We start from the raw sequence: 23,180 nt of genomic DNA on the forward strand, positions 1-23,180 counted from the left end.
GTGACCGCGGGACAGCACTCGGCGCCCGCCGCCGGCGTCCGCACACGCTGGCGGCGCTGGCGCCGGGCCCGGCCGTTCACCGCCGGGCTGCTCATCGCGCTCGGCGGCGCGGAGATGCTCGTGACACTGCGCGCGCCGCTCGGGGTGCTGCTGCACGTCGGGCCGCAAGGGCTGGCCGCGTACCTGGTCCCCCTCATCCTGGTCATCTGCGGCGTACTGCTGATCGCCACACCGCAGCAACGCGTCTTCTACGCGGTGGTCTCCCTCGTGCTCGGGCTGGTCTCCTGGCTCACCTCGAACCTGGGCGGCTTCCTGGTCGGCATGCTGCTGGCGCTCGTCGGTGGGGCGCTCGCGTTCGCCTGGACGCCGGTCAAGCGACGGACCACCCACGCCGGTCCGGCGGCCGGGCCCGCCGAGGCGACGCCCGCCGAGACGGCGGACGGCGGCACGGCGCCCGCGCCGCGCGAGCCGGTGGACAGCTCGGCGCCCACCGAGTCGCTCGACGCGCTCCTGTCGGCCGAGCCGGGGCCGCCGGGGAACGCCCGGGCCGACCGCGGCTGACTCAGCGGGCGGTGTCGGCCACCGCCTGCGCGAACACCTCGGAGCGGTGCTCGAAGTTGCGGAACCTGCCGTAGCTCGGCGCGGCCGGGGACAGCAGCACCACCCCGCCGGCCGGGGTGAGCTTGCGGGACAGCCCGACGGCGGCGACCAGGTCGTCGGCCAGCTCGGTACGCACCGACGGCAGCCCGGACAGCGCCTCCACGATGCGGGGGCCGCTGTCCGGCACGCCGATCACGGTGATCTCCCGGTCGGCCAGGTGGGCGCGCAGCGGGCTGTAGTCCAGCCCTCGGTCGGCGCCGCCGACGATCACGGTCAACGGCCGCCCCTCGTACGCGTCGATCGCGTGCATGGCCGCGTACGGGCTGGTGGCGAGCGTGTCGTCGACGAACGTGAGCCCGGACGGGTCGGCGATCTCGGTGAGCCGGTGCGCCAGGCCCTGGAACTCGGCCACCGCCACCGCGAGGCTGTCCTTACGCGCCACCACGTCGATGCCGAGCGCCTCCAGCGCGGCGAGCGCGACGCAGAGGTTGCCCTCGTTGTGCCGCCCGACCAGCGGCAGCACCGCGCGCGGGAACAGCGGCGTGTCCCGCAGGTGGAACCACTGCGTGCCGTCCGGCCCGGTGGCGACGTGCGTGGTCTCCGGCCCGCCGGTCCGGATCGCGGTCCGGTCACCCAGCTCCGTCGCCAGGCGCGGGTCGGCGCCGTTGACCACCACGGCGTGCGGGCCGTGCGCGATCAGGTTCAGCTTGTCCCGGTAGTACTCCCGCTCGCCGCCGTGCGCGTCCAGGTGCTCGGGGAACAGCGCGGTCACCACCGCCACCCGCGGCGAGTCGGTCAGGTCGGAGCACTGGTAGCTGGACAGCTCCAGCACGTACAGCTCCGCCTCGGGCAGGTCCAGCAGCGGCACCCCGATGTTGCCGCCGAACACGTTCGGCCGGTCCATCGCGGTGAGCAGGTGACTGATCAGGCTGGACGTGGTGCTCTTGCCCTTGCTGCCGGTCACCCCCACGGTCCGGTCCGCGTGGTCGGCCATCCACAGCGCGCTGCCCTGCGTGACGAGCACGGACCGGCGGCGCAGCTCCACCATCCACGGGTGGGTGTTCGGCACGCCCGGCGAGCGGACCACCACGTCGGCCGCGGCCAGGCGCGCGAAGCCCTCCTCGCCGGTGACGAGCGGCGCCGCGGCGGCGAGCGGACCGTCCCAGGGCAGCGTGAGGAAGTTCGCGCTGTCGTCGACGACGACCAGGCCGGCCGGCCCGTGCGCGGCGATCGCTGTCACCGCGGCCCGGCCCTCGCGGCCGGCACCCCAGACGGCGACATGACGTCCGCGCAGATCAGACAGGCGCACGGGCTCTCCTCGGACTCGGTCGACGCACGGCGGGCAGGGTCCGGCCCAGCCGGACACGGACGGACGAACCAGGGCCTAGTATGGCGTGTGCCCAACGAGCAGCTGCGGCGGATGGACGCCTTCACCTTCCCGTCCTACTCGATCGACTTCGCCACCGGCGAGGTCCTGTTCGACTACGCCCTGACCGGTCCCGACGGCGAGCAGCGGTTCACCGAGGTGATCACGCTTCCGCTGCCGGCCGAGCCGGTCACCGACGCCACCGCGGCCACCCTGGCCCGGGTGCTGGAGCTGCTGCACGTGGTCGCCGGCGTCAGCTACTACAAGGCCGCCGCGCCGCCCCGGCTGGTGCTGCCCGCGCCGCTGGGCACCGCCGCCGTCGAGCTGGTCACCGCCGTCTACACCAAGGGCCTCGCCGAGTACGCGTACCGCAACGAGCTGCCGCACGTGCTGGAGCTGCGTCCCGAGGTGCCGTCCGGCACCGTGGATCCGGCGGCGCCGGTGGACAACTCCGACCGCCGTCCGCTCTCGGCGGTGGGCGGCGGCAAGGACTCCATCGTCACGCTGGAGGCGCTGCGCCACGCCGGCCTCGACCCGGTGCCGTTCTCGGTCAACCCGAACCACGTGATCGTGTCGGTGAACGAGGCGTCGGACCTGGTGCCGCTGGCCGCCCGGCGGCGGCTGGACCCGGTGCTGTTCGAGCTGAACGCCGCCGGCGCGCGCAACGGGCACATCCCGGTCACGGCGATCAACTCGCTGATCGCGGTGGCCACCGCCGTCCTGCACGGGCTCGGGCCGGTGGTGATGTCCAACGAGCGTTCTGCCTCCGACCCGAACCTGATCTGGAACGGCCACGAGATCAACCACCAGTGGTCGAAGGGCGTCGAGGCCGAAGGGCTGCTGCGCGCGGCGCTGGCCGAGCACGCCGGGCTCACCGAGCCGTACTTCTCGTTGCTGCGCTCCCTGTCCGAACTGCACATCGCCCGGCTGTTCGCCGAGATCGACCGGTACGACGCGGTGGTGACCAGTTGCAACGCCGCGTTCAAGCTGCGCGACGCGAGCGAGCGCTGGTGCCGCGACTGCCCGAAGTGCCGGTTCGTGTTCCTGGCCATGGCGCCGTTCATGCCCCGGGAGCGGCTGACCGGCATCTTCGGCGGTGACCTGCTGGCCGACGAGTCCCAGGTCCCCGGCTACCGGGAGTTGCTCGGCATCGACGGGCACAAGCCGTTCGAGTGCGTGGGCGAGGTGGAGGAGTCGGTGGTCGCGCTGAGCCTGCTCGCCCAGCAGGACCAGTGGCGCGACGCTCCGGTGGTACGCGCCCTGGTGGCGGCGCTGCCCGACACCGCCTGGCAGTCGGCCGCGAACTCCGACGTGTTCACCCCCGGCGGCGAGAGCTTCGTCCCCGTCCGGTACGCCAAAACCCTCACCGCCCTGGCCTGACCCGCGGTCAGGGGGTGCGGATGGCGTCCAGGGCCAGCAGGGCCACGTGCAGGGAGAGGCATCTGTCGACCGAGTCGAGGTCGGCGTCGAGGATGCGGCCGATGCGGGCCAGCCGCTCGTAGAACGCCGGCCGGGACAGGTGCGCGGCGGACGCGGCGGCCGACTTGTTCCGCCCCTGCTCCAGATACGCCCGCAGGGTGCCGAGCAACTGCTCCCGGGGATGCCGGGCGTCGTGGGCGAGCAGTGGCCCGAGTTCGCGTTCGACGAACGTCTGCAACCGGGGCTCGTCACGCAGCAGGTGCAGCAGGCCGGCCAGCCCGACATGCGGCAGCCGGTAGCAGGACAGATCCCGGGGATCCCGCCGGGCCGCCTCGGCGACCTGCCGCGCCTCGATCAGCGAACGGCGTGCCTCGCGCAGGCTGCTCACGCCGGATCCGGCCGCCACCACGATCGCCGCCCGAGCCGGCGCGTCGACGGGCCGCCCGTTCCCGGACGCCACGGCACGGCCACCGGACGCACCGCTCCGGCCGTTTCCCGCGGACCGCCCACCCGCCCCGCCCGGACCCGACGCACCCGACCGATCAGGCGCGACCGACCGATCAGGCGCGTCGACCGGGCGGACGGCCGGGGCGGCGTCGAGGCGTACCCGGCGCAACGCCGTGGCGAACGCGGACAGGGCCTTCTCCTCGGCGGCCGGGTCGGGAAGCGCCAGCAGCGCGCCCACCGCCTGGTCGTCGAGCGGGCTGGTCAGCGCGGTGAGCTTGGCGTCGCGGACGGCCTGGCTGACCGCCTCGGCGAGGTCGCGCAGGCGGGCCGGGCCGGCTTGCGGACCTTCCGCGTCGGTGTCGCGGCGCGTGCCGCGCCGGGCGGGGGTGGCCTCGTCGTCGAGGGCGCCCGGATCACCGGCGGGCTCGTCGGCGCGGTGCCGGACCACCACCCCGACCAGGTGCCGGCGGTCCAGGACGACGCCGAGCGCCTTGGCCCGCAGCGCCACCTCGTCCACCGGGCGGGTGTGGTCGATCAGGGCCGTCAGCAGCGTCCGGTGGATCTGCCGTTCCAGGCCCTCGGCGTCGCGCCGGATGAGCCGGCCCAGGGCGAGCGTGGAGGCGGCCCGTTCGATCAGGATGGTCAGCCGGGTCGGCGGGGTGGACTCGGTGGCCGGCCAGCGCAGCAGCAGCCGTCCCCAGTCCTGTCCCCGCGCGCCGACGGTGGTGACCAGCCAGCCGCTGTCCGGGTCGTACGCGGTGCGCCCGGCCGGGCGGATCTGCCGCGAGTGCCGTTCCCAGCCGTCCAGCAGCAGTTCGGCGTTCTCCCCCGCCGGGTCGTACGCCAGCACCTGCCGGGACAGGTTCTCCAGCACCATCGGGCAGCCGGCCAGCTCGGCGGCCTGCCGCAGCACCTCGGCCGGTTCGGCGCCCTCCACCGACAGGTCGGTGAACCGCTGGTGGATCTCCTCGGTGGCGCGCAGCTCGGTGAGCTGGGCGTCCACGATCAGCGCGTGCACCGCCTCGGTGATGCGGACGAACGGGGTGCCCCGCCGCAGCTCGATCAGGGGCAGGCCGCGGCGTTCGGCGGCGGCGGCCATCACCCGGGGCACTCCGGTGAGGTACCGGCGGCCCAGCTCGACCGCGAGCCCGGAGGCGCCGACGTCGGCCAGGGTGCCGATGAACTCGCGGAGCCCGGCGTCGTCGGCCGGCAGGCCGATCCCGGTGGTGAGGACGAGTTCCCCGCCGCCGAGCAGGGTGGCGATGTCCGGCACCTCGGCGATGTGCACCCACCGCACCGGCCGGTCCAGTCCGGCGTTCCCGGCGACCAGGCGGGGCGCGCCGTTGCGCACGGGCACCAGGTCCAGCACCTCACGCACGGTAGGGAACACGGGCGATACGCTACCCTGCGTCACCACCGTTGCCGAAAGCCACACCGCCCGCCGGCCCGCCGAGAAGGCGGGGACCGGCGGGCGGGCAGACGGAACGAGCCGCGGCGATCAGTCGACGCCGAACTCCATCGCGGCGCGGTCGAGCGCCTCGTCCTCGGCGGTGGGCACGCCCCGGGACGCGATGGCCTCCGCGCCGCCCTGCGGCATGGCGCCGATCAGCCCGGTCGAGGCCGCCTGGGCGGCGCCGACGACCCGCTGCGGGGTGCCGCCGCCGACCATGCCGACGAAGGCGTACTGCTCCAGCTTGGCCCGGGAGTCGGCGATGTCGAGGTTGCGCATGGTGAGCTGACCGATCCGGTCGGCCGGGCCGAACGCCGAGTCCTGGGTACGCTCCATCGACAGCTTGTCCGGGTGATAGCTGAACGCGGGCCCGGTGGTGTCCAGGATCGAGTAGTCCTCGCCCCGGCGCAGCCGCAGCGTGACCTCACCGGTGACCGCCGTGCCGACCCAGCGCTGCAGCGACTCGCGGAGCATCAGCGCCTGCGGGTCGAGCCAGCGGCCCTCGTACATGAGGCGGCCGAGGCGGCGGCCCTCGTTGTGGTAGTTCGCCAGCGTGTCCTCGTTGTGGATGGCGTTGACGAGCCGCTCGTACGCGGCGTGCAGCAGCGCCATCCCGGGGGCCTCGTAGATGCCCCGGCTCTTGGCCTCGATGATCCGGTTCTCGATCTGGTCGGACATGCCCAGGCCGTGCCGGCCGCCGATGGCGTTGGCCTCCAGCACCAGGTCGACGGCGCTGCCGAACTCCTTGCCGTTGATCGTCACCGGGCGGCCCTGGTCGAAGCCGACGGTGACGTCCTCGGTGGGGATCTCCACCGACGGGTCCCAGAACTTGACGCCCATGATCGGCTCGACCGTCTCGATGCCGGTGTCCAGGTGTTCGAGGGTCTTGGCCTCGTGGGTGGCGCCCCAGATGTTGGCGTCGGTGGAGTACGCCTTCTCGGTGCTGTCCCGGTAGGGCAGGCCGCGCTCCAGCAGCCACTCCGACATCTCGGTGCGGCCACCAAGCTCGGTGACGAAGTCGGTGTCCAGCCACGGCTTGTAGATCCGCAGCTGGGGGTTGGCGAGCAGGCCGTACCGGTAGAACCGCTCGATGTCGTTGCCCTTGAACGTGGAGCCGTCGCCCCAGATCTGCACGTCGTCGGCGATCATCGCGCGGACCAGCAGCGTGCCGGTGACGGCCCGGCCCAGCGGCGTGGTGTTGAAGTAGGCCCGTCCGCCGGAGCGGATGTGGAAGGCGCCGCAGGTCAGCGCCGCCAGCCCTTCCTCGACCAGCGCGGCGCGGCAGTCGACGAGGCGGGCGACCTCGGCGCCGTAGCTGAGCGCGCGGCCGGGCACCGACGCGATGTCGGGCTCGTCGTACTGGCCGATGTCGGCGGTGTAGGCGCAGGGGACGGCGCCCTTGTCGCGCATCCACGCGACGGCTACCGAGGTGTCGAGGCCGCCGGAGAAGGCGATGCCGACACGTTCGCCGATGGGCAGGGAGGTGAGAACCTTGGACACAAGGAAGATTATGCACGGACTCGCATGGTCATGCAAGCCGGGTGGGTCAGAGCGCGTCCTCGCGCCCCAGCTCCCAGAACGCCACCGCCGCGGCGGCGGCCACGTTCAGCGAGTCGACGCCGCGCCGCATCGGGATCACCACCCGTACGTCGCTGGCGGCCTGCGCCGCCGCGGTCAGCCCCGGCCCCTCGGCACCGAGCAGCAGCGCCGCCCGCTCGCGCTGCGCCGGGGTCAGCCGCTGCATCGGTACGGCGTCCGGCGCCGGCGTCATCGCGAGCACCGTGAACCCGGCCGCCCGGACCTGGTCCAGCCCTGCCGGCCAGCGGTCGAGCTTGGCGTACGGCACCGCGAACACCTCGCCCATGCTGACCCGTACGCTGCGCCGGTAGAGCGGGTCGGCGCAGGTCGGGGAGAGCAGCACCGCGTCGACGCCGAGCGCGGCGGCGCCCCGGAAGATCGCGCCGAGGTTGGTGTGGTTGTTGACGTCCTCCAGGATCACCACCCGCCGGGCGGCGGCCAGCACCTCGTCGGCCGAGCGCAGCGGCCCGCGGTGGAACGACGCGAGCACGCCCCGGTGCACGTGGAAGCCGGTGGCGCGCTGGAGCACGTCCGGCGTGGCCGCGTACACCGGCGCGTCACCGGTGTCCAGGTCGGCGAGCTGGTCGACCCGCTTGGCGTCGACCAGGTACGACCGGGCCGGGTAGCCGGCCCGCAGCGCCCGCCGCAGCACCAGTTCCCCCTCGGCGATGAACAGCCCGTGCGGCGGTTCCCAGCGGGTACGCAGCTCCACGTCGGTGAGCGCGCGGTAGTCGGCGATCCGGTCGTCGTCGGGGTCGGTGATCTCGTGAACGGGCACCAGGCGATTCTGCACCGGCCCGCCCGGTCGCCCCGGCACGGGCCGGGTTTCCGCCGTCCCGGGCGGGGAACGGAGCCGAAGGCCGACGCGACGGAAGGACCACGATGGGCGCGGATCACGACGGCGACCTCCCCCGCGACGCCACCGTCGCCGACTACCTGGTGGCCCGGCTCGCCGAATGGGGCGTGCACCGCTACTACGGCTACCCGGGCGACGGGATCAACGGCATGACCTCCGCGCTGCAACGCGCCGAGGGACGGGCCCGGTTCATCCAGGTACGGCACGAGGAGACCGCCGGATTCGCGGCCGGCGCGCACGTCAAGTACGGCGGCGGCCCGCTCGGCTGCGTGGTGGTGACCAGCGGTCCGGGCGCGATCCACGCCCTGAACGGCCTGTACGACGCCAAACTCGACCACCAGCCGGTGGTGGCGCTGCTCGGGCACACCGCGCTGCCCGCCGAGGGCGGCGGCTACTACCAGGAGGTGGACCTGCTCTCGCTCTACAAGGACGTGGCGTCGGCCTTCCTGGCCCAGCTCGACGACCCGTCCCAGGCCCGGCACCTGGTGGACCGGGCGTGCCGCACGGCGCTGGCCCGGCGTACCGTGACCGCCCTGGTCCTCCCCTCCGACGTGCAGGACCTGCCGGCGGTGCCGCACCCGCCGCACGCCCACGGCTACTACCACACCAGCGCGGTGCCGAGCAGCGAACCGACGGTGCCGCCGAAGGCCGACGTGCGCCGCGCGGCCGAGGCGCTGCGCGGTGGCGAGCGGGTGGCGATGCTGGTCGGGCAGGGCGCGCTGGGCGCCGAGGACGAGGTACGCCGGATCGCCGACCGCCTCGGCGCCGGGGTCGCCACCGCGCTGCTCGGCTTCACCGCCGTCGACCACCGCCAGCCGTGGGTGACCGGCGCGATCGGCCTGCTCGGCAGCCGCCCGAGCTGGCAGCTCATGCGCGAGTGCGACCGGCTGCTGATCGTCGGCAGCCAGATGCCGTACTCGGAGTTCTACCCGCCGGAGGGCCAGGCCAGGGCGGTGCAGATCGACATCGACGGCACCCGGATGGGGTTGCGCTACCCGACCGAGGTGAACCTGACCGGCGACGCCGGGCCGACGCTGCGCGCCCTGCTCAAGGAGCTGGGCCCGGGGCCGGGCCCGACCGCGTGGCGGGCCACCATCGCCGACGCCACCGGCAAGTGGCGGGCCTCGCAGCGGGAGGTCGCCGCCCAGCCGGCCGACCCGGTCAACCCGCAGTCGCTGTTCGCCACGCTCGACGACGCGCTGCCCGAGGACGCCATGCTCGCCGTGGACTGCGGCACCGCCACCGCCTGGTACGCCCGGCACGTACGGGTCCGCCCCGGCATGCTGGCCAGCCTCTCCGGCACGCTGCTGTCCATGGGCGGCGGGATGCCGTACGCGCTGGCGGCGAAGTTCGCCCACCCGGACCGGCCGGTGATCGCGCTGCTCGGCGACGGGGCGATGCAGATGAACGGCGTCAACGAACTGATCACGGTGGCGAGGTACTGGCGGGAGTGGTCCGATCCCCGGTTCGTGGTGCTGGTGCTCAACAACCGGGATCTCGCGTTCGTCAGCTGGGAGCAGCGCTCCGGCGAGGGCACGCCGATGTTCCCGGACAGCCAGGACCTGCCGGACGTGGCGTACCACAGGTGGGCGGAGGTGCTGGGCCTCGGCGGTGAGCTGGTCGACTCGCCCGGCCGGGTGGACAGGCTGTGGCAGCGGGTGCTCGACGCGGACCGCCCGGTCGTGGTCAACGCGGTGGTGGACCCGGCCGAGCTGATGCTGCCGCCGCACTTCACCGCCGAGCAGGCCCGCAAGACCGCCGCCGCGGTGCTGCGCGGCGACAGCGATCGGGCCGGCATCGTGCGGCGCGGCGTGCCGGCCGCGCTCGCCACGTACCGGCCCCGCCGCCGGGGCCGCTGACCGCCGCTGACCGTCAGGCCCGCTCGTAGCGCAGCAGCACGGACCGCTCGTCGAAGGTCCGCGTGCCGGTCAGCCGCAGGCTGCGGCGGTCCAGGTCCGGCAGCAGCCGCTTGCCGCCGCCGAGCAGCACCGGGTGCACGATCACGTGGAACTCGTCGACCAGCCCGAGCGCGGTCAGCGACGCCGCCGCGCCGGTCCCGCCGGTGAGCAGCAGGTAGCCGTCGAGCCCGTCGCGCACCGCGGCCACCTCGGCGGCCAGGTCACCGCCGCCGACCACCCGGGCGCCGTGGCCGGCCTCGGCGAGCGTCCGGGAGACCACGATCTTCGGGGTACGCCGCCAGATCGGCGCGAACGCCAGGTCGTGCGGGTGGTCGGAGATCGACTCGACCTGCGGCCAGTAGCCGGACATCATCTCCCACACCCGCCGGCCGTAGGCGAAGGCGCCGGCCCGCTCGGACAGGTCGATGGAGTACGCGGACAGCTCGTCCCCCATCTCCGTCCAGTCGAACTCGCCGTTCGGCCCCTCGATGAAGCCGTCGACCGACGTGTGCACCCAGTAGATGACAGTGCCCATGATGTGTTCCTCCGCGTTGCGGCGCGTCCCGGTCGGGCGCGCTCGCCGGTGGGTCGGAGCCGTCCGGCCGGATCCGACAACCCGGCCGCGACGACTGTCGGCCGGACAGACGACTCCCGGCCGGCTGACCACTCCCGGCCAGGCTACGGTCCGGTCAGCCGCCGCTCGATCTCGTTCGCCGTGGCGGTGGCCCCGATCCGGGCAGCCACCGCGTGGGCGCGCCGCCAGACGTCCCGGGCTGCCGCGGCCCCGGTCAGCCGCTCCACCGCCCGGGCCAGGTCCATCAGGGCCTCCACCTGCAGCGGCGGGCTGGCCGTCAGGTCGCCGGCCGCCTGTTCGAGCAGGACCCGCGCCCGCGCCGGCTCGCCCGACATCAGGCTGATCCGTCCCTGGGCGTACCGGGCGTAGGCCAGGTACGCCGCGACCCGCGTCTTACGGGCCTGCGCCAGGGCGGTGTCGGCGTACCCGGCCGCCTCGCCCAGCCGGCCGTGCCCCGCGAGCATCGCGGCGACCTCGCTGAGCAGCGCCACCTCACCGAGCCGGTCACCGTGCCGCCGGACCAGATCCAGGGCTTCCAGGTACGCCGCCCGGGCCTCGTCCACCGCGCCGCGGTGATCGTGCCAGCGGCCCGACGCGCGCAGGCCGAACGCGAGCGGCCGGGGCGTGCCGGCGGCCCGCAGCAGCGCGACGGCCCGGGCGAGCGTCTCCCCCGCCGCCGGATCACCCTCCTGCAACTGGAGTACGCCGAGCCGGACGAGTTTCGGTCCGGCGGCGACCGGGTCGCCGGCCTCCTGGTACAGCTCGATGGAACGGACGAGGCTGGCGCGGGCGGCCGCCCGGTCGCCCATGCCCTCGTACACCTGGTTCTCGACCCCGGCGATGTCGGCGCGCAGCCAGGGCTGCGCCAGCGTCTCGGCCACCTCGGCGGCGGCCCGCACGTGCCCGAGCGCGGCGGTCAGGTCACCGCGCAGCAGGGCTGCGAACGCCACGCAGAGGCGTAGCCGGGCGATCCCCTCCGGATGCCGCCGACGCTCGGCGGCCGTCAGACCGGTCTCGGTGACCCGGGTCAGCTCGTCCAGCCGGGCGTCGACGAACAGGTAGTAGTCGCAGTGCCAGGCCAGCGCCCAGGAGTAGTCCTCCAGGCCGGGCGTCGCGGCGGCCTGCTCGACGGTGGCGAGCAGGGCGGCCCGCTCGGCGCCGAACCAGCGCTTCGGATCGCCCAGGTGCTCGCCGGTGGCCGCCGGTGACCTCGGCAGGTCGGCGACGATACCGGCGCCGCCCTCCTGGCTGAGTGCCAGCCGGGCCTGCTCGGCGAGCGTCAGCCAGGCGCCGAAGACGCGCCGCAGCAGCCGTACCCGCTCCTGCGGCCCCTCCTCCCGGGCCGCGCGTTCCCGGGCGAAGGCCCGGACCAGGTCGTGGAGGTGGTAGCGGCGCTGGCCCAGGTCGTCCGGTCCGGTCACCTCGGCCAGGTTCGCCTCGACCAGGGCGGTGACCGCGCCCGCCGCGTCCTCGACGTCCGGCAGCAGCACGGCCGGCAGCCACGGCGGGACGTCGTCGAGGTCCAGCAGGGCGAGCCGGCGCAGCATCGCGCGGGCCGGCTCGTCCAGTGCGACGTACGCCGAGTGGAACGCCGCCCGGACGCTGCGGTCGGCGCGGGTGAGATGGTCCAGCCGGTGCGCGAGTTCGGCGAGCTGATCCGCCGCCTGCCGCAGGGACAGCAGGTCGGGTATCGCCAGCCGGGCGCCGGCGATGCGCACGGCCAGCGGCAGCAGCCCGCAGTGGCGGACGACGTCCGCAGCCGGCCCGGGCTCGGCGGCGACGCGGTCCGCGCCGACGATGCCGGCGAGCAGCCGCAGCGCCTCCGCCTCGGGCAGCGGGCCCAGCCGCAGCCGGTGGGCGCCGTCGACGTCCACGAGCGCGCGCCGGCTCGTGACCAGGACGACGGCGTCCGTGCCGGGCAGCAGCGGCCGTACCTGCGCCGCGTCCGCCGCGTTGTCCAGCAGCACCAGGCCGGGCCGTCCGGCCATCGCCGCGCGGAACAACGCCGCGCGTTCGTCCAGGTCCGCCGGCATCTCCACACCGGGTACGCCGAGCGCCCGCAGGAACCGTCCGAGCACTTCGGCCGGGGATAGCGGCTGGTCGTGCCCGTTCAGGTCGACGTAGAGGTGCGGACCGGGGTACGCCGGGCCGAGGCGGTGGGCGATCCGGACCGCCAGGGCGGTCTTGCCCACGCCGGGCAGGCCGCTGATCGCCGCCACCGCGACCGCCGGCCGCTCCGGGAGCCCTTCGAGGATCGCCGCCACCTGCTCCTGGCGGCCGACGAAGTCGGTGAGGACGGCCGGGAGCATCCGGACCGGCGGGCCGCCGGGGCGGGCCCCGACGGTGCCCGGGGCGTCGCCGGATCGGCGCGGCTGCTCCGGACCGGATCTTCCGCCCGCCGGCACGACGACCGGCCCGGCACCGCCGGACGTCGACCGGAGGCTGGGGTCGTTGCGCAGGATCAAATCGCGCAGCGCCGTCAACTGCGCCGTCGGGTCGACGCCGAGTTCCTCGGCCAGGCGGCGGCGTAGCTGTTCGAAGCGGTCCAGCGCCTCGCCCTGCCGGTCCGCCCGGTAGAGGGCCCGCATGAGCTGGCCGACGAGCGGCTCCCGCCAGGGGTACGCCTCGACCAGCTCGGTCAGGTGGCCGATCACCTCGTCGTACCGGCCGAGGCCCAGTTCCAGGTCGAGGCAGCGTTCGACCACAGTCATCCGCCGTTCGTCGAGGCGCTGCGCCGCCGCGCTCAGCACGGGTGTACGCAGGCCGTCGAGCGCCGGGCCCCGCCACATCGCCAGCGCCTCCCGCAGGCCGGACACGGCCTCCTCCGGCGCGCCCTGGTCGAGTCGCGACTCGGCCCGGCGGACCCGTTCCTCGAAGACGTCCAGGTCGAGCTGCCCCTCGGCGACGGTGAGCAGGTATCCGGAGCCGTGGGTGCCGATGGCGTCCAGACCGGCCGCGCGCAGGGCCCGCCGCACGGCGGCCACCCGGTTGCGGACCTGGACGTCCGCGCTGGCCGGAGGATGGTCGCCCCAGGCGGCGTCCATCAGGCGGGACACCGGGACGACCCGGTTGGCCTCCAGCAGCAACGCGGCGAGCATGGCCCGGCTGCGGGGGCCGCCGACGCGTACGGTCCGCTCGTCGAGGCAGACCTCGACCGGGCCGAGCAGCCGAAACATGACCGCCGGCACCATTCGCTCCCCCCGAAGCGCGCGGACCCGGGCGGCCACGATGGACCGTGATCGCCCTCCGGCCACACCCTAGACGAGTTCGCGCACTGTCAGGGGGCGGCGGCGGCCCCGGCCCGGCGACGCCGGGAGTGCCGGCGGTAGAACGTGACCAGGAATATCGCCTGGAGCGTGCCCTCGACGACGAGGACCACCGCGCCGTCCACTGCCGCGAGCAGGCTTCCGCCGGTGGCACCGGCCAGCACCGCCGAGCCGGCCTGGATCGCGCCGTGCACGACGATCGGGACGCCGAACACGAGGAAGCTGGACAGCGCGACGGCGCTGCCCAGCACCACCGCCACCGCGTAGATCCGCACCGCGCGGCGCTCGTGCGGCGGCAGGACGGCGGACGGGTCGCCGGTGGACGCCGCCACCCGGCCGGGCAGCGCCGCGTGGAGGCAGCGGCGCAGCACGTGCCGGGCGTACGCGAAGCCGTCCTGGAACAGGTTGCGGCACCGCAGCAGGTCGAGCAGGACGAAGTAGCAGTCGGTACGCATGTAGACGTGCAGTTGCAGCACCATCGACATGACGATCACCAGCACGACCGCGGACAGCAGCCCCTCGGCGAGCGGGTGCGGCCGGGCGTACGCGACGACCAGCAGCGCGACGCAGACGACGGCGAGGTCCCAGAGCACGCCGCTGAGGTAGACGCGGTACCGGTAGCGGCGCGGCACCGACCAGATCGCTGTCACGTCGGTCTCCAGGACCAGATGGTGCAGCCGGGTGGCGAACCGGATCCGGGCCGGCGCGCCGAGCGACCGGGCCGCGACCAGGTGGCTGAACTCGTGCAGCACGGCCGTCACGGAGAACAGAGCGGTGTTGACGAGCACGGCCAGGCCGACGTAGTCGGTCCAGAAGAAGTCCCGGTACGACGGCAGCAACTCGGGGCGGCGTACCACTGTGGCCAGCGTCGCCGCGACCAGCGCGAGGTAGGCCACCTTCGCGGCGGGGCCGAAGAGCCACCGCACGTGCCGGGCCCGCAGGCGGGGCAGATGTGGCCGGTCCTCGCGGTGGCCGGCGCCGGAGGGACGGCCGTCGACCTCGGCGACCAGGCCCGCGTCCCGCAGCGCGAGCACCAGGTCCACGAGATCGAGGTCGACGTCGTGGTCGGCGGCGATGCGTTCCTCGGCCGCGCCGACCGGCACGCCGGCGTCGAGCAGTTCGACGGCCCGGGCACCGATCGCGGGCAGCTCCACGAACTCGCCGACGTCCGGCCGGCCCACCACCACCGAGTCCGGGTCGTCGTCGGAGGGCCGGATCCGCAGCGGGTGGAACCGCACCCGCGTCGCGGCGCCCACCGCCGGTACGGCCTCGATCTCGACGGCGGTCATCGCCCGGGCCTCACGCGCTGTCCGGGCCGCACGAGGGGCAGCCGGGGTCCCGCGGCACGTCGATGAAGTAGTGGTGGTCCCAGCGCGCGACGTTCTGGTGGAAGACCCGCCCGGCGACCTGCTGGGGCAGCCCGGCGAGGTGGTAGAGCACCTCCAGCGCGCAGAGGTGACCGGTCACGTTGGCGGTGGCGGCGATCACCGCGTTCGGCCGTTCCCCGCCGCGCAGCGGCGAGCCGTCGGTCTGGATCTCGTGCTTGTCCGGCCGCCGCCTCAGGCAGGTGTGGCAGCCGGTACGGCCCGGAAGGAACGAGCCGACGACTGTCATCGGCCCGGTGTAGAGCGCCATGAACCACGGCGTGCCGGTACGCAGGGCCGCCTCGTTCGTCCAGTCCTGGATGTGGTCGACGGGCCGGTCCGCGCAGAGGACGAAGGCGTCCCGCCCGTTCATCAGCGGCACCAGGTCGTCGGCGGAGCGCACCTGGCACTCCTCCCCTGTCACCTCGACGTGCGAGTTCATCGCCCGCAGCCGGTCCACGGCGACCTTCACCTTCGGCTGGCCCAGGTCGTTCTCGGTGTAGAGAAGCTGGCGGGTCAGGTTCGGCTCGTCGACGACGTCGAAGTCGGCGCAATGCAGGCCGCCCACGCCGCTGGCGACGAGCCCGGCCGCGACGGCGGTACCGGTGCCGCCGAGACCGAGCACGGTGACCCGGGCACGCCCGATGCGCGCCTGCACCTCGAAGGGCGAGCGGCGCGGCTGGGTGTCGATCCAGGCGTAGAAGTGCCGGGCCCGGTCGTAGCGCTGCGCGGCCTCCGCGGTGAACCCGTCGGGCAGCGGGGCCGCGGCGTCCTCGACGTAGCCCTGCGCGATGAGCTGCTCCACCACCTCGCGGACGCTGTCCCCGTCGATGCCCGGGTGCGTCTCGGCGAGGTCCGCGCAGACCTGGGCCACGTCCCGGGTGCCGTCCAGCAACGTCAGGATGCGGGCGATCGTGCCGTCCTCGTCGTCCTGGATCTCCGACGCGACGCCGTACTGCATCAGACCGATGATCAGCCGGTTCCCCGGCAGGGTGTAGGGCTCGTGGACACTCTTGACACGCGGCTTGAGCATGGGCACCGCAACCTCACAATGCTCGGCGGAAGGCGGGACGGCCGTCACGACGGGAAGCGGCACCCCGGTCGCCGGGGGTGCGTCATGGCGACCGGGGTGCCGCGGCGGATCAGGCGCCGTTGCTCTCGCGGATGACGGTGGTCTCCAGCCGCTCCAGCTTGCGGACCTTCAGCGAGAGCTTCTTCTTGCCGGCCTGCTCGATCGTGGCCTTCTCCATGGACGCCTCCTCGATTCGGGTGCGCCTTCCGCGGTTCCGGAAGGCGAGCCCAGCCTGTCGATCGGCGTCACCGGTCGATCACAAGTCGATCATCAGTGGCCGTGCCGGCCGGCGCTAACATCCGGGTGTGTGGCCCACCCTGTGATGATCGCCCTGATCGGCGTCGATGGCTCCGGCAAGACCACCCAGGCCAAGGCACTCGCGGCGCGGCTGTGCGAGCGGGGTGTCCGGGCGCGGTACTTCGAGAACGCCGGTGGACGGCCGCTGTGGAACCGGCTGGCCCGGGCGCTCGGCCGTCCGGACGGGGTGGCGCTGTTCGGCCGTACCCTCTATCCGGCCCTGGAGGCGACGGTGCGCGCGCTGGCGATGGCCCGGACCGTGGCGGCGGCCCGCCTAACCGGACGGGTGGCGGTGCTGGACCGGTGGACCTGGTGCCAGGACGTGATCATGACGGCCCGGGGTGACCGGGGACGGCGCGTGGTGCGCGCCGCGTACGCGGTCTTCCCCCGCCCGGACGTGGTGTGCTTCCTGGCCACCTCGCCGGAGGTGGCCCAGCGGCGGGTGGCCGCGCGGGGCATCGACACCGAGGAACTGGCGCACCTGCGCGCGCTGGACGCCGCCTACCGGGCGTTGCCGGACTTCGGCACGTTCGTGGCGCTCGACGGCGACGCCGGCCCGGACGAGGTGGCCGCCGCACTGGACGGGGTGGTGCGCGCGGCGCGGTGAGCGCGCGCGGTGGTGCGCGCGGTGTTAATAAGGGGCCCCTCCTCTACCGGAGGCGTTAAGAAGGGGCCCTTCCTTACCCGCGGTCGCGCAGCCAGCGGAGGACGTCGGAGGGCAGCTCGCTGTCCTCGCGCTGCTCGCGCGGCTCGCGGCGTTCGGGTTGCGGGCGAGGGCGGGGGCGCTGCGGGTCGCCGACCATCGTGCGGCTCGGGGCGGTGAAGTCGGCCACCGGCTTGCCGGTGAGCGCCGTCCTGATGGTCCGGGCCACCGCGTCGATCACCTTCGCCTGCACGGCGGAGCCGACCAGGTCGGTGACGTCGTCCGGGTTGGCCGCGATCCCGGCCACGGCGACCTGCGGGGTGAACCCGACGAACGTCTCGGTGGCGTTCCGCTCCGAGCTGCCGGTCTTGCCGGCCACCGGGCGGCCGACGATCCGGTCGACGGCGGTGGCGGTGCCGCCGTTGCACTGCCCGAACGAGGACTGCTGGCCGACCGGGCAGCGGGCCGCGTCGGTGGCGGCGCGGGCCACGTCCGGGTCGAGCACCCGCTTGCAGGACGGCTGCGCCACGTCGACGGGGCGGCCGTCGGGCGTGGTCACCGAGACCACCGGCAGCGGCGTGCAGTACGTGCCCTCGGCGGCCACCGTGGCGTACGCGTTCGCCAGGTCCAGCGGAGTGGTGGCGGCCACGCCGAGGGTGAACGCGCCCCAGTTGGCGGCGTTGTCGCGGGCGAACGCGGCGTCGGAGTCGGCCCGGAAGGTGATGCCGAGGCGCTGGGCCATCTCCACCACCTTGTCCTCGCCGACCTGTTCGGCCAGCCAGACGAAGTACGTGTTGACGGAGCGGCCGAAGCCGTCCCACATCATCCGGTAACCGTCCATCCACTGCGGGTTGGCGTTCGCCGGGCACCACGTGCCGTTGCAGTTGCCCTCGTCGTCCGAGGCGTACCGGGTGGGCAGCCGGCTCGGGGCGTCGAAGCCGGTGGACAGCGGCTTGCCGGCCTCGAGCGCGGCCAGCATGGTGAACATCTTGAACGTCGAGCCGGCCTGGTAGCCGTCGACGCTGGCGCCGCCGGAGATCAGCGGGTTGACCGTGTTCGGGCGGTTGGCCTGCCCGGCGGGGTTGGCGTCGAGGCTGTAGTGCCGGTTCACCGCCATGGCGAGCACCCGGCCGGTGCCGGGCTCGACCGCCGCGATCGGCAGCGCGCGCTTGTTGCCGTACCCGTAGACCTTGGTGGCCTGCTCCTGCGCGGTCTGCTGGATCTTCGCGTCGAGCGTGGTGACGACCCGGTAGCCGCCGCGGCGCAGCGCCTGCTCCCGCTCCTCGGGGGTGCTGCCGAAGGCCGGCTGGGTGAGCCACCAGCGGCGCAGGTAGTCGCAGAAGAAGCCCCAGTCGTCGTGCCCCTGGGCGGTGGCGGTGCAGCCGTTGGGCTGGGCGGTCGGGCGCAGCGTCAGCGCCTCGGCCTTCGCCGCGGTGGCCTGCGCCGGGGTGATCGCGCCGGTCTCGGCCATCGCGTCGAGCACGTACCCGCGCCGGACCAGCGCCTGGCCCTTGTCGCCGTCGATCGGGCTGTACGCCTCGGGCGACTGGACCAGGCCGGCGAGCAGCGCCGCCTCGCCCAGCGTCAGGTCGGCCGGGGCCTTGCCGAAGTAGCGCTGGCTCGCGGCGGCGACGCCGTACGCGCCGGAGCCGAAGTACGCGATGTTGAGGTAGCGGTTGAGGATCTCGTCCTTGGACAGCGACTGCTCCAGCGCGTTCGCGTACCGGATCTCCTGGAGCTTGCGCCCGACGGTCTGCTCGGTGGCGGCCTGCCGCTCCTCGGCGGTGCGGTTCGGGTCGGTCTTGAGCACGTTGCGGACGTACTGCATGGTCAGCGTGGAGCCGCCCTGCTCGGTGCCGCCACCCTTGACGTTCGCCACCAGCGCGCGGGCGATGCCGCGCAGGTCCGTGCCGCCGTGCGAGTAGAACCGCCGGTCCTCGGCCGCGATGATCGCCTGCCGCATCGCCGGGGCGATCTCGGCCAGCGGCACGTCGGTGCGGTTCACGTCGTAGAACGTGGTGATCAGCGTCTTGCCGTCGTTGGCGTAGAGGTAGGAGCGCTGCGGCTGCACGGGGGTGCGCAGCGCGTCCGGCAGGTCCGCGTACGCGCCGAGCGCCGCCCGGGCGGCGAACCCGCCGAGCAGGCCGCCGGGCAGCGCGGCGACCGCGAGGACGAGCCCGGCGAGCAGGCCGGCCAGCAGCACGGTGAACAGCCGCGACAGCGGCGACCTGGGAGACGGCATGGACTCCAGGATTGCCACGAAAGCCGCCTACCGGCCACCCCGCCAGGCAACTGTCAGTTACCTCACGGCGACCGTTCAGCTGGAGAACCGGTCATCCCGCCCCGAGTGGCCCCTTCGGTGACGCGGGCGGCACGGGTGCGGCGGCGACGCTCGCCGCGGCCGCGTCCCGGGCGATGGTCTCGGGCACCAGGCGGCCGCCGCGGTAGCCGATGCCGATGCCCGCGACCAGTACGAAGATCGCGCCGAACGTCTGGAGCGAGCCGATCAGCGCGCCGCCCAGGCCGAGCAGCGGGGCGGCGATCATCAGCATGGTCCCGTCGCCGTAGGAGAACATCCCGGACCGGGCGACCGACCAGCCGGTGAGGAACCAGCCGGCGCTGTAGAGCGTGGCGCCGAACAGCACGATGCCGCGCGCGGTCACCCCGAACACCGGCGTCTGCTCGGCCAGCCCGGCGAACGGCAGCATCAGCACCATCCCGCCGATGCTGGCCAGCAGCCCGGCCAGCGCGACGCGGCGGCAGCGGGTGGCGGCGAGCAGGCCGGTGAGCGCGAGCAGGGCGAGCAGCCCGAGCCACACCGAGGCCACCCAGCCGACCAGGTAGAGCGGCCGGCCGTCGGCCGGATACGGGTCGTTGCCCACGCCGCCGTCGCTGGCCATCGCCACCACGCCGTAGAGGACCGCGTACGCCGGCAGCAGCCAGACCGCCGCGCGGGCGAACCGGCGGATCGACCAGGCCCAGGTCGCGTCGGTAGCCGGCGCCCCCGGGCCCGGCTCGGAGACGAACGGCAGGACCCCGAAACCCCCTCCGGTACGCCGGGAGCCGATCGGTCCGGCGGGGTCGTGCGCGCCGGGGACGGGGGTACGGGAGAACAGCCGGTTCGCCGGGTCCTTCATGCCTCACCTCGTTCGCGCCGCGGGCGGCCCGGGACGCGCGACGGCGCTCCGGCCCTGCTCACCACCCGTCCTCAGGACTGATGGTGGCAGCCGCCGGAGCGCCGCATGAGGGATTCTCGGATTTGCCGGTCAGCCCCGCTCGCGCTGGTCCGCCGGGTCGTTCACCAGGCTGGCCGGTGACACCGGCTCCGGCGCGGGCAGACCCTGCGGGGTGTTGCCGCCGGTGGCCTGCGCCTCGGCGACACGTACCTCGTCGTGGATCTGCTGGGCGGCGTCTGCCGCGGCCTGCGCCGCCTCCGCGGCCTCCTGCTCCACCTGACTCGCGTGTTCGGCCGCCTCCGGTGCGGGCAGGTCCCCCACCATCTGGCTCAGCCCACCGAGCGCGCCGCCCATGCCCTCCAGGGCCTTGGTCAGCTCTGCCGGCACGATCCAGACCTTGTTGGCGCTGCCCTGGGCGATCTGCGGGAGTGCCTGCAGGTACTGGTAGGCGAGCACCTTCTGGCTCGGGTTCGCCTGGTGGATGGCGTCGAAGACGGTACGGATCGCCTTCGCCTGACCCTCGGCCTGCAGGATCCGGGCCTGCCGGTCACCGTCGGCGCGCAGCACCGCCGACTGCTTGTCACCCTCGGCGGTGAGGATCACCGACTGCTTGTGACCCTCGGCGGTGAGGATCGCCGCCCGGCGGTCCCGCTCGGCGCGCATCTGCTTCTCCATCGAGTCGCGGATGCTTGCCGGCGGCTCGATCGCCTTGATCTCGACCCGGGTCACCTTGATGCCCCAGCGGCCGGTGGTCTCGTCCAGCACCCCGGAGAGGTGCCTGTTGATCTCGTCGCGGCTGGTCAGCGCCCGCTCCAGGTCCAGCGAGCCGATGACGTTACGCAACGTGGTGACGGTCAGCTGCTCGATGGCCTGGAGGAAGCTGGAGATCTCGTAGGTCGCCCGGACCGAGTCGACGACCTTGAAGTAGAGCACGGTGTCGATCGAAACCACGAGGTTGTCCGAGGTGATCACCGGCTGCGGCGGGAAGCTGACCACCTGCTCCCGCATGTCGACCTTGGTGCGAACCGCGTCGACGAACGGCACCAGCAGGTTGAGGCCGGGGTTGAGCGTGCGCTTGTACTTACCGAGCCGCTCCACCACGTCCTGCCGCTGCTGCGGCACGATCCGTACCGCCTTGAACAGCGTCACCACACCGATCAACGCCACCGCGATCATCAGGATCGCCAGAAACTCCATACCGTTCACCTTTTCGCTTCGGGCAGCTCGCCCGGGGTGGAAATGTCGTCCTGCCATACCAGGGCGGTAGCGCCCCGGACCTTTATCACCTGCACCCGCTCACCCTCGGCATACGTGCGCGTCGCGTCGTACGAGCGGGCCGTCCACAGCTCACCATCGATCTTGACCATGCCCCGCTCGGCGTCTACCACCTCCAGGACCACGGCGGTGGCCCCTTCCAGCGCCTCGATCCCGAACGGCTGCTCGCCGGTCTCCAGGGCCGGCCGGGCGTGCCGCCGGACCACCGGACGGGCCACCACCACCGACAGCGCCGACACCACCGCGAAGATCGCCACCTGAAGCGCCACCGGCGCACCGAGCGCCGCGGCGCCGGCGGCGGCGAACGCCCCGACCCCGAACATGATCAGGAAGAGCGTCGTCGTGAATATCTCGGCGACCGCCAATACCACACCTAAAACGATCCAGAAGACGGCGTCCACGAGAACAATCCTGACACGTCAACGCACGTGTCATCGAACTGTCATGATCGCTAGGCTCGGCACGGCGTTACCGCGCCCCCCGGCCGACGAGGAGGACGACATGTCCCTGCTGCCCGAGACCGCGCGTCAGGTGGACCTGCTGGTCGCCCGGACCCAGGCCGAAGGGCGAGGTCCCTCGCTCGCCCTCGGCGTGGTCCGCGACGGTCACCTGGCCCACCTGGCCGTCGCCGGCGAGACGCCCCGCCCGGACGGCGACCTGCAGTACCGGGTCGGCTCGATCACCAAGACCATGACCGCGGTGCTGGTGATGCAGCAGCGCGACGCCGGCCGGCTGGCGCTCGACGACCCGCTGGACGCGCACCTGCCGGGCACCCCGGTCGGCAGGGCGACCGTACGCCAACTGCTCGGCCACGTCAGCGGGCTGCAACGCGAGCCGGACGGCGGCTGGTGGGAGCGGGCCGGGGGCATGGACCTGGACACCCTGCTCGCCGGGCTGACGCCCGACAAGATCGCCCACCCGCCACACTTCGTCTACCACTACTCGAACCTCGCGTACGGGCTGCTCGGCGCCGTGCTGGAGCGGATCACCGGCACGCCGTGGGCGGACCTGCTGACCGAACGGCTGCTGACGCCGCTGGGCATGCGCCGCACCACGTACCACCCCACCGAGCCGTACGCCCGGGGCTACGTCGTGCACCCCTGGCACGAGACGCTACGGGAGGAGCCGCTGACCGACAGCGGGGCGATGGCAGCGGCCGGCCAACTCTGGTCGACGGTCGAGGACCTGGGCCGCTGGGCCGCGTTCCTGGCCGACCCGGACCCGGCGGTGCTCTCCCCCGCCACGCTCGCCGAGATGTGTGCCCCCGTGGTGATCAACGACCTCGACTCGTGGACCGGCGGGCACGGCCTCGGCATCGAGCTCTACCGCGTCGGCGACCGGGTGCACGTCGGGCACGGCGGCTCCATGCCCGGTTACGTCGCCGGCCTGGCCGTGCACCGGCCCACCCGTACCGCCGTGGTCAACTTCGCCAACTCGTACGGGCTGCGCGGCCACCACATCGGCGCGCTCGGCCGGGAAGCGCTCACGCTGGTGCTGGACGCCGAACCGGCCGTGCCCGCCCCCTGGCGCCCGGCCGACCCGCCCGCCGCCGACGTGGCCGCGCTGACCGGCCGCTGGTGGTGGATGGGCGGCGAGTACGAGTTCCGCGTCGACGCCGCCGGGGACCTGGTCGGCGGCCTGGTGGGCAAGCCACTGCTCCGGTTCACTCCCGAGGGACCGGACCGGTGGCGGGGCCGCTCCGGCTCCCAGGACGGCGAGATCCTCACCGTCCTCCGCGACGGTTCCGGCACCCCGGTAGCCCTGGACATGGCGACATTCGTCCTGACCCGCTCCCCCGACCAGGCCCCCTGACCCCCCGCTCTCGCCCCGCTCTCGCCTCCCGCCGCCCTCGCCCTCGCCACCCCCGCCCCGCCCCTGTCCCCGCCCCGTCGATCTTGC

17 protein-coding genes are annotated in these 23,180 nt (G+C 73.8%); 5 read left to right on the forward strand and 12 right to left on the reverse strand.

Annotation, left to right across the window (positions count from 1 at the left end; translation table 11 throughout):
* Positions 1 to 561, forward strand: a complete 561-nt coding sequence (locus ACFYO8_RS24395) for a DUF6114 domain-containing protein (RefSeq protein ID WP_354873239.1) — start codon at positions 1 to 3, stop codon at positions 559 to 561.
* 1 nt (position 562) lies between these two features.
* Here the strand turns inward: ACFYO8_RS24395 and murD are convergent, their stop codons facing one another.
* Positions 563 to 1,909, reverse strand: a complete 1,347-nt coding sequence (gene murD / locus ACFYO8_RS24400; RefSeq protein ID WP_354873241.1) for a UDP-N-acetylmuramoyl-L-alanine--D-glutamate ligase — start codon at positions 1,907 to 1,909, stop codon at positions 563 to 565.
* Positions 1,910 to 1,996: 87 nt separating this feature from the next.
* Between murD and ACFYO8_RS24405 the strand changes: the two genes are divergently transcribed.
* The gene (locus ACFYO8_RS24405; RefSeq protein WP_354873243.1) at positions 1,997 to 3,346 is read left to right on the forward strand and encodes a hypothetical protein; all 1,350 of its coding nucleotides are present in this window, start codon (positions 1,997 to 1,999) and stop codon (positions 3,344 to 3,346) included.
* A gap of 7 nt (positions 3,347 to 3,353) precedes the next feature.
* Here the strand turns inward: ACFYO8_RS24405 and ACFYO8_RS24410 are convergent, their stop codons facing one another.
* The 3 genes from ACFYO8_RS24410 to ACFYO8_RS24420 form a co-directional block, all read right to left on the reverse strand.
* Positions 3,354 to 5,222, reverse strand: a complete 1,869-nt coding sequence (locus ACFYO8_RS24410) for a PucR family transcriptional regulator (protein ID WP_387257579.1) — start codon at positions 5,220 to 5,222, stop codon at positions 3,354 to 3,356.
* A gap of 108 nt (positions 5,223 to 5,330) precedes the next feature.
* Positions 5,331 to 6,782, reverse strand: coding sequence for an argininosuccinate synthase (gene argG, locus ACFYO8_RS24415; protein ID WP_354873247.1), 1,452 nt, complete (start codon positions 6,780 to 6,782; stop codon positions 5,331 to 5,333).
* Between the two features lie 46 nt (positions 6,783 to 6,828).
* Entirely contained in the window at positions 6,829 to 7,638 is an 810-nt protein-coding gene (locus tag ACFYO8_RS24420) for an RNA methyltransferase (RefSeq protein WP_354873249.1), read from the reverse strand.
* A 104-nt stretch (positions 7,639 to 7,742) separates the two neighbouring features.
* Here ACFYO8_RS24420 and ACFYO8_RS24425 point away from each other — a divergent pair, with 104 nt between their 5' ends.
* Complete coding sequence (locus tag ACFYO8_RS24425; RefSeq protein WP_355047265.1) at positions 7,743 to 9,575, forward strand: thiamine pyrophosphate-requiring protein; 1,833 nt, start codon at positions 7,743 to 7,745, stop codon at positions 9,573 to 9,575.
* A 13-nt stretch (positions 9,576 to 9,588) separates the two neighbouring features.
* On the opposite strand, the gene ACFYO8_RS24430 is transcribed toward ACFYO8_RS24425, so the two are convergent.
* The 4 genes from ACFYO8_RS24430 to ACFYO8_RS24445 all read right to left on the reverse strand — a co-directional run bounded on the left by ACFYO8_RS24430 (position 9,589) and on the right by ACFYO8_RS24445 (position 15,851).
* Positions 9,589 to 10,149 (reverse strand): dihydrofolate reductase family protein, encoded by a 561-nt coding sequence (locus ACFYO8_RS24430; protein WP_354873253.1) that lies wholly within the window; start codon positions 10,147 to 10,149, stop codon positions 9,589 to 9,591.
* Positions 10,150 to 10,292: 143 nt separating this feature from the next.
* Positions 10,293 to 13,364: a BTAD domain-containing putative transcriptional regulator gene (locus ACFYO8_RS24435; protein ID WP_354873255.1), complete on the reverse strand. Its 3,072-nt coding sequence runs from the start codon at positions 13,362 to 13,364 to the stop codon at positions 10,293 to 10,295.
* A gap of 101 nt (positions 13,365 to 13,465) precedes the next feature.
* Positions 13,466 to 14,743 (reverse strand): hypothetical protein, encoded by a 1,278-nt coding sequence (locus ACFYO8_RS24440; protein ID WP_354873257.1) that lies wholly within the window; start codon positions 14,741 to 14,743, stop codon positions 13,466 to 13,468.
* 10 nt (positions 14,744 to 14,753) lie between these two features.
* Positions 14,754 to 15,851: a TOMM precursor leader peptide-binding protein gene (locus tag ACFYO8_RS24445; protein WP_354873259.1), complete on the reverse strand. Its 1,098-nt coding sequence runs from the start codon at positions 15,849 to 15,851 to the stop codon at positions 14,754 to 14,756.
* A gap of 346 nt (positions 15,852 to 16,197) precedes the next feature.
* Between ACFYO8_RS24445 and ACFYO8_RS24450 the strand changes: the two genes are divergently transcribed.
* Positions 16,198 to 16,794: a thymidylate kinase gene (locus ACFYO8_RS24450; protein WP_354873261.1), complete on the forward strand. Its 597-nt coding sequence runs from the start codon at positions 16,198 to 16,200 to the stop codon at positions 16,792 to 16,794.
* Positions 16,795 to 16,867: 73 nt separating this feature from the next.
* Here ACFYO8_RS24450 and ACFYO8_RS24455 read toward each other — a convergent pair whose 3' ends face one another.
* From ACFYO8_RS24455 to ACFYO8_RS24470, 4 genes are all read right to left on the reverse strand, one after another.
* Entirely contained in the window at positions 16,868 to 19,072 is a 2,205-nt protein-coding gene (locus tag ACFYO8_RS24455) for a transglycosylase domain-containing protein (RefSeq protein ID WP_357707542.1), read from the reverse strand.
* Positions 19,073 to 19,163: 91 nt separating this feature from the next.
* Positions 19,164 to 19,967: a hypothetical protein gene (locus tag ACFYO8_RS24460; protein ID WP_354873265.1), complete on the reverse strand. Its 804-nt coding sequence runs from the start codon at positions 19,965 to 19,967 to the stop codon at positions 19,164 to 19,166.
* 129 nt (positions 19,968 to 20,096) lie between these two features.
* Positions 20,097 to 21,203, reverse strand: coding sequence for an SPFH domain-containing protein (locus ACFYO8_RS24465; protein WP_354873267.1), 1,107 nt, complete (start codon positions 21,201 to 21,203; stop codon positions 20,097 to 20,099).
* A 5-nt stretch (positions 21,204 to 21,208) separates the two neighbouring features.
* Positions 21,209 to 21,682, reverse strand: a complete 474-nt coding sequence (locus ACFYO8_RS24470) for an NfeD family protein (RefSeq protein WP_354873269.1) — start codon at positions 21,680 to 21,682, stop codon at positions 21,209 to 21,211.
* Between the two features lie 100 nt (positions 21,683 to 21,782).
* On the opposite strand from ACFYO8_RS24470, the gene ACFYO8_RS24475 reads away from it, so the two are divergent.
* Complete coding sequence (locus tag ACFYO8_RS24475) at positions 21,783 to 23,093, forward strand: serine hydrolase domain-containing protein (RefSeq protein ID WP_354873271.1); 1,311 nt, start codon at positions 21,783 to 21,785, stop codon at positions 23,091 to 23,093.
* The last annotated feature ends 87 nt before the right edge of the window (positions 23,094 to 23,180 follow it).

It is taken from the genome of Micromonospora sp. NPDC005257, from assembly GCF_042872445.1.
Classification (GTDB): Bacteria; Actinomycetota; Actinomycetes; order Mycobacteriales; family Micromonosporaceae; genus Micromonospora.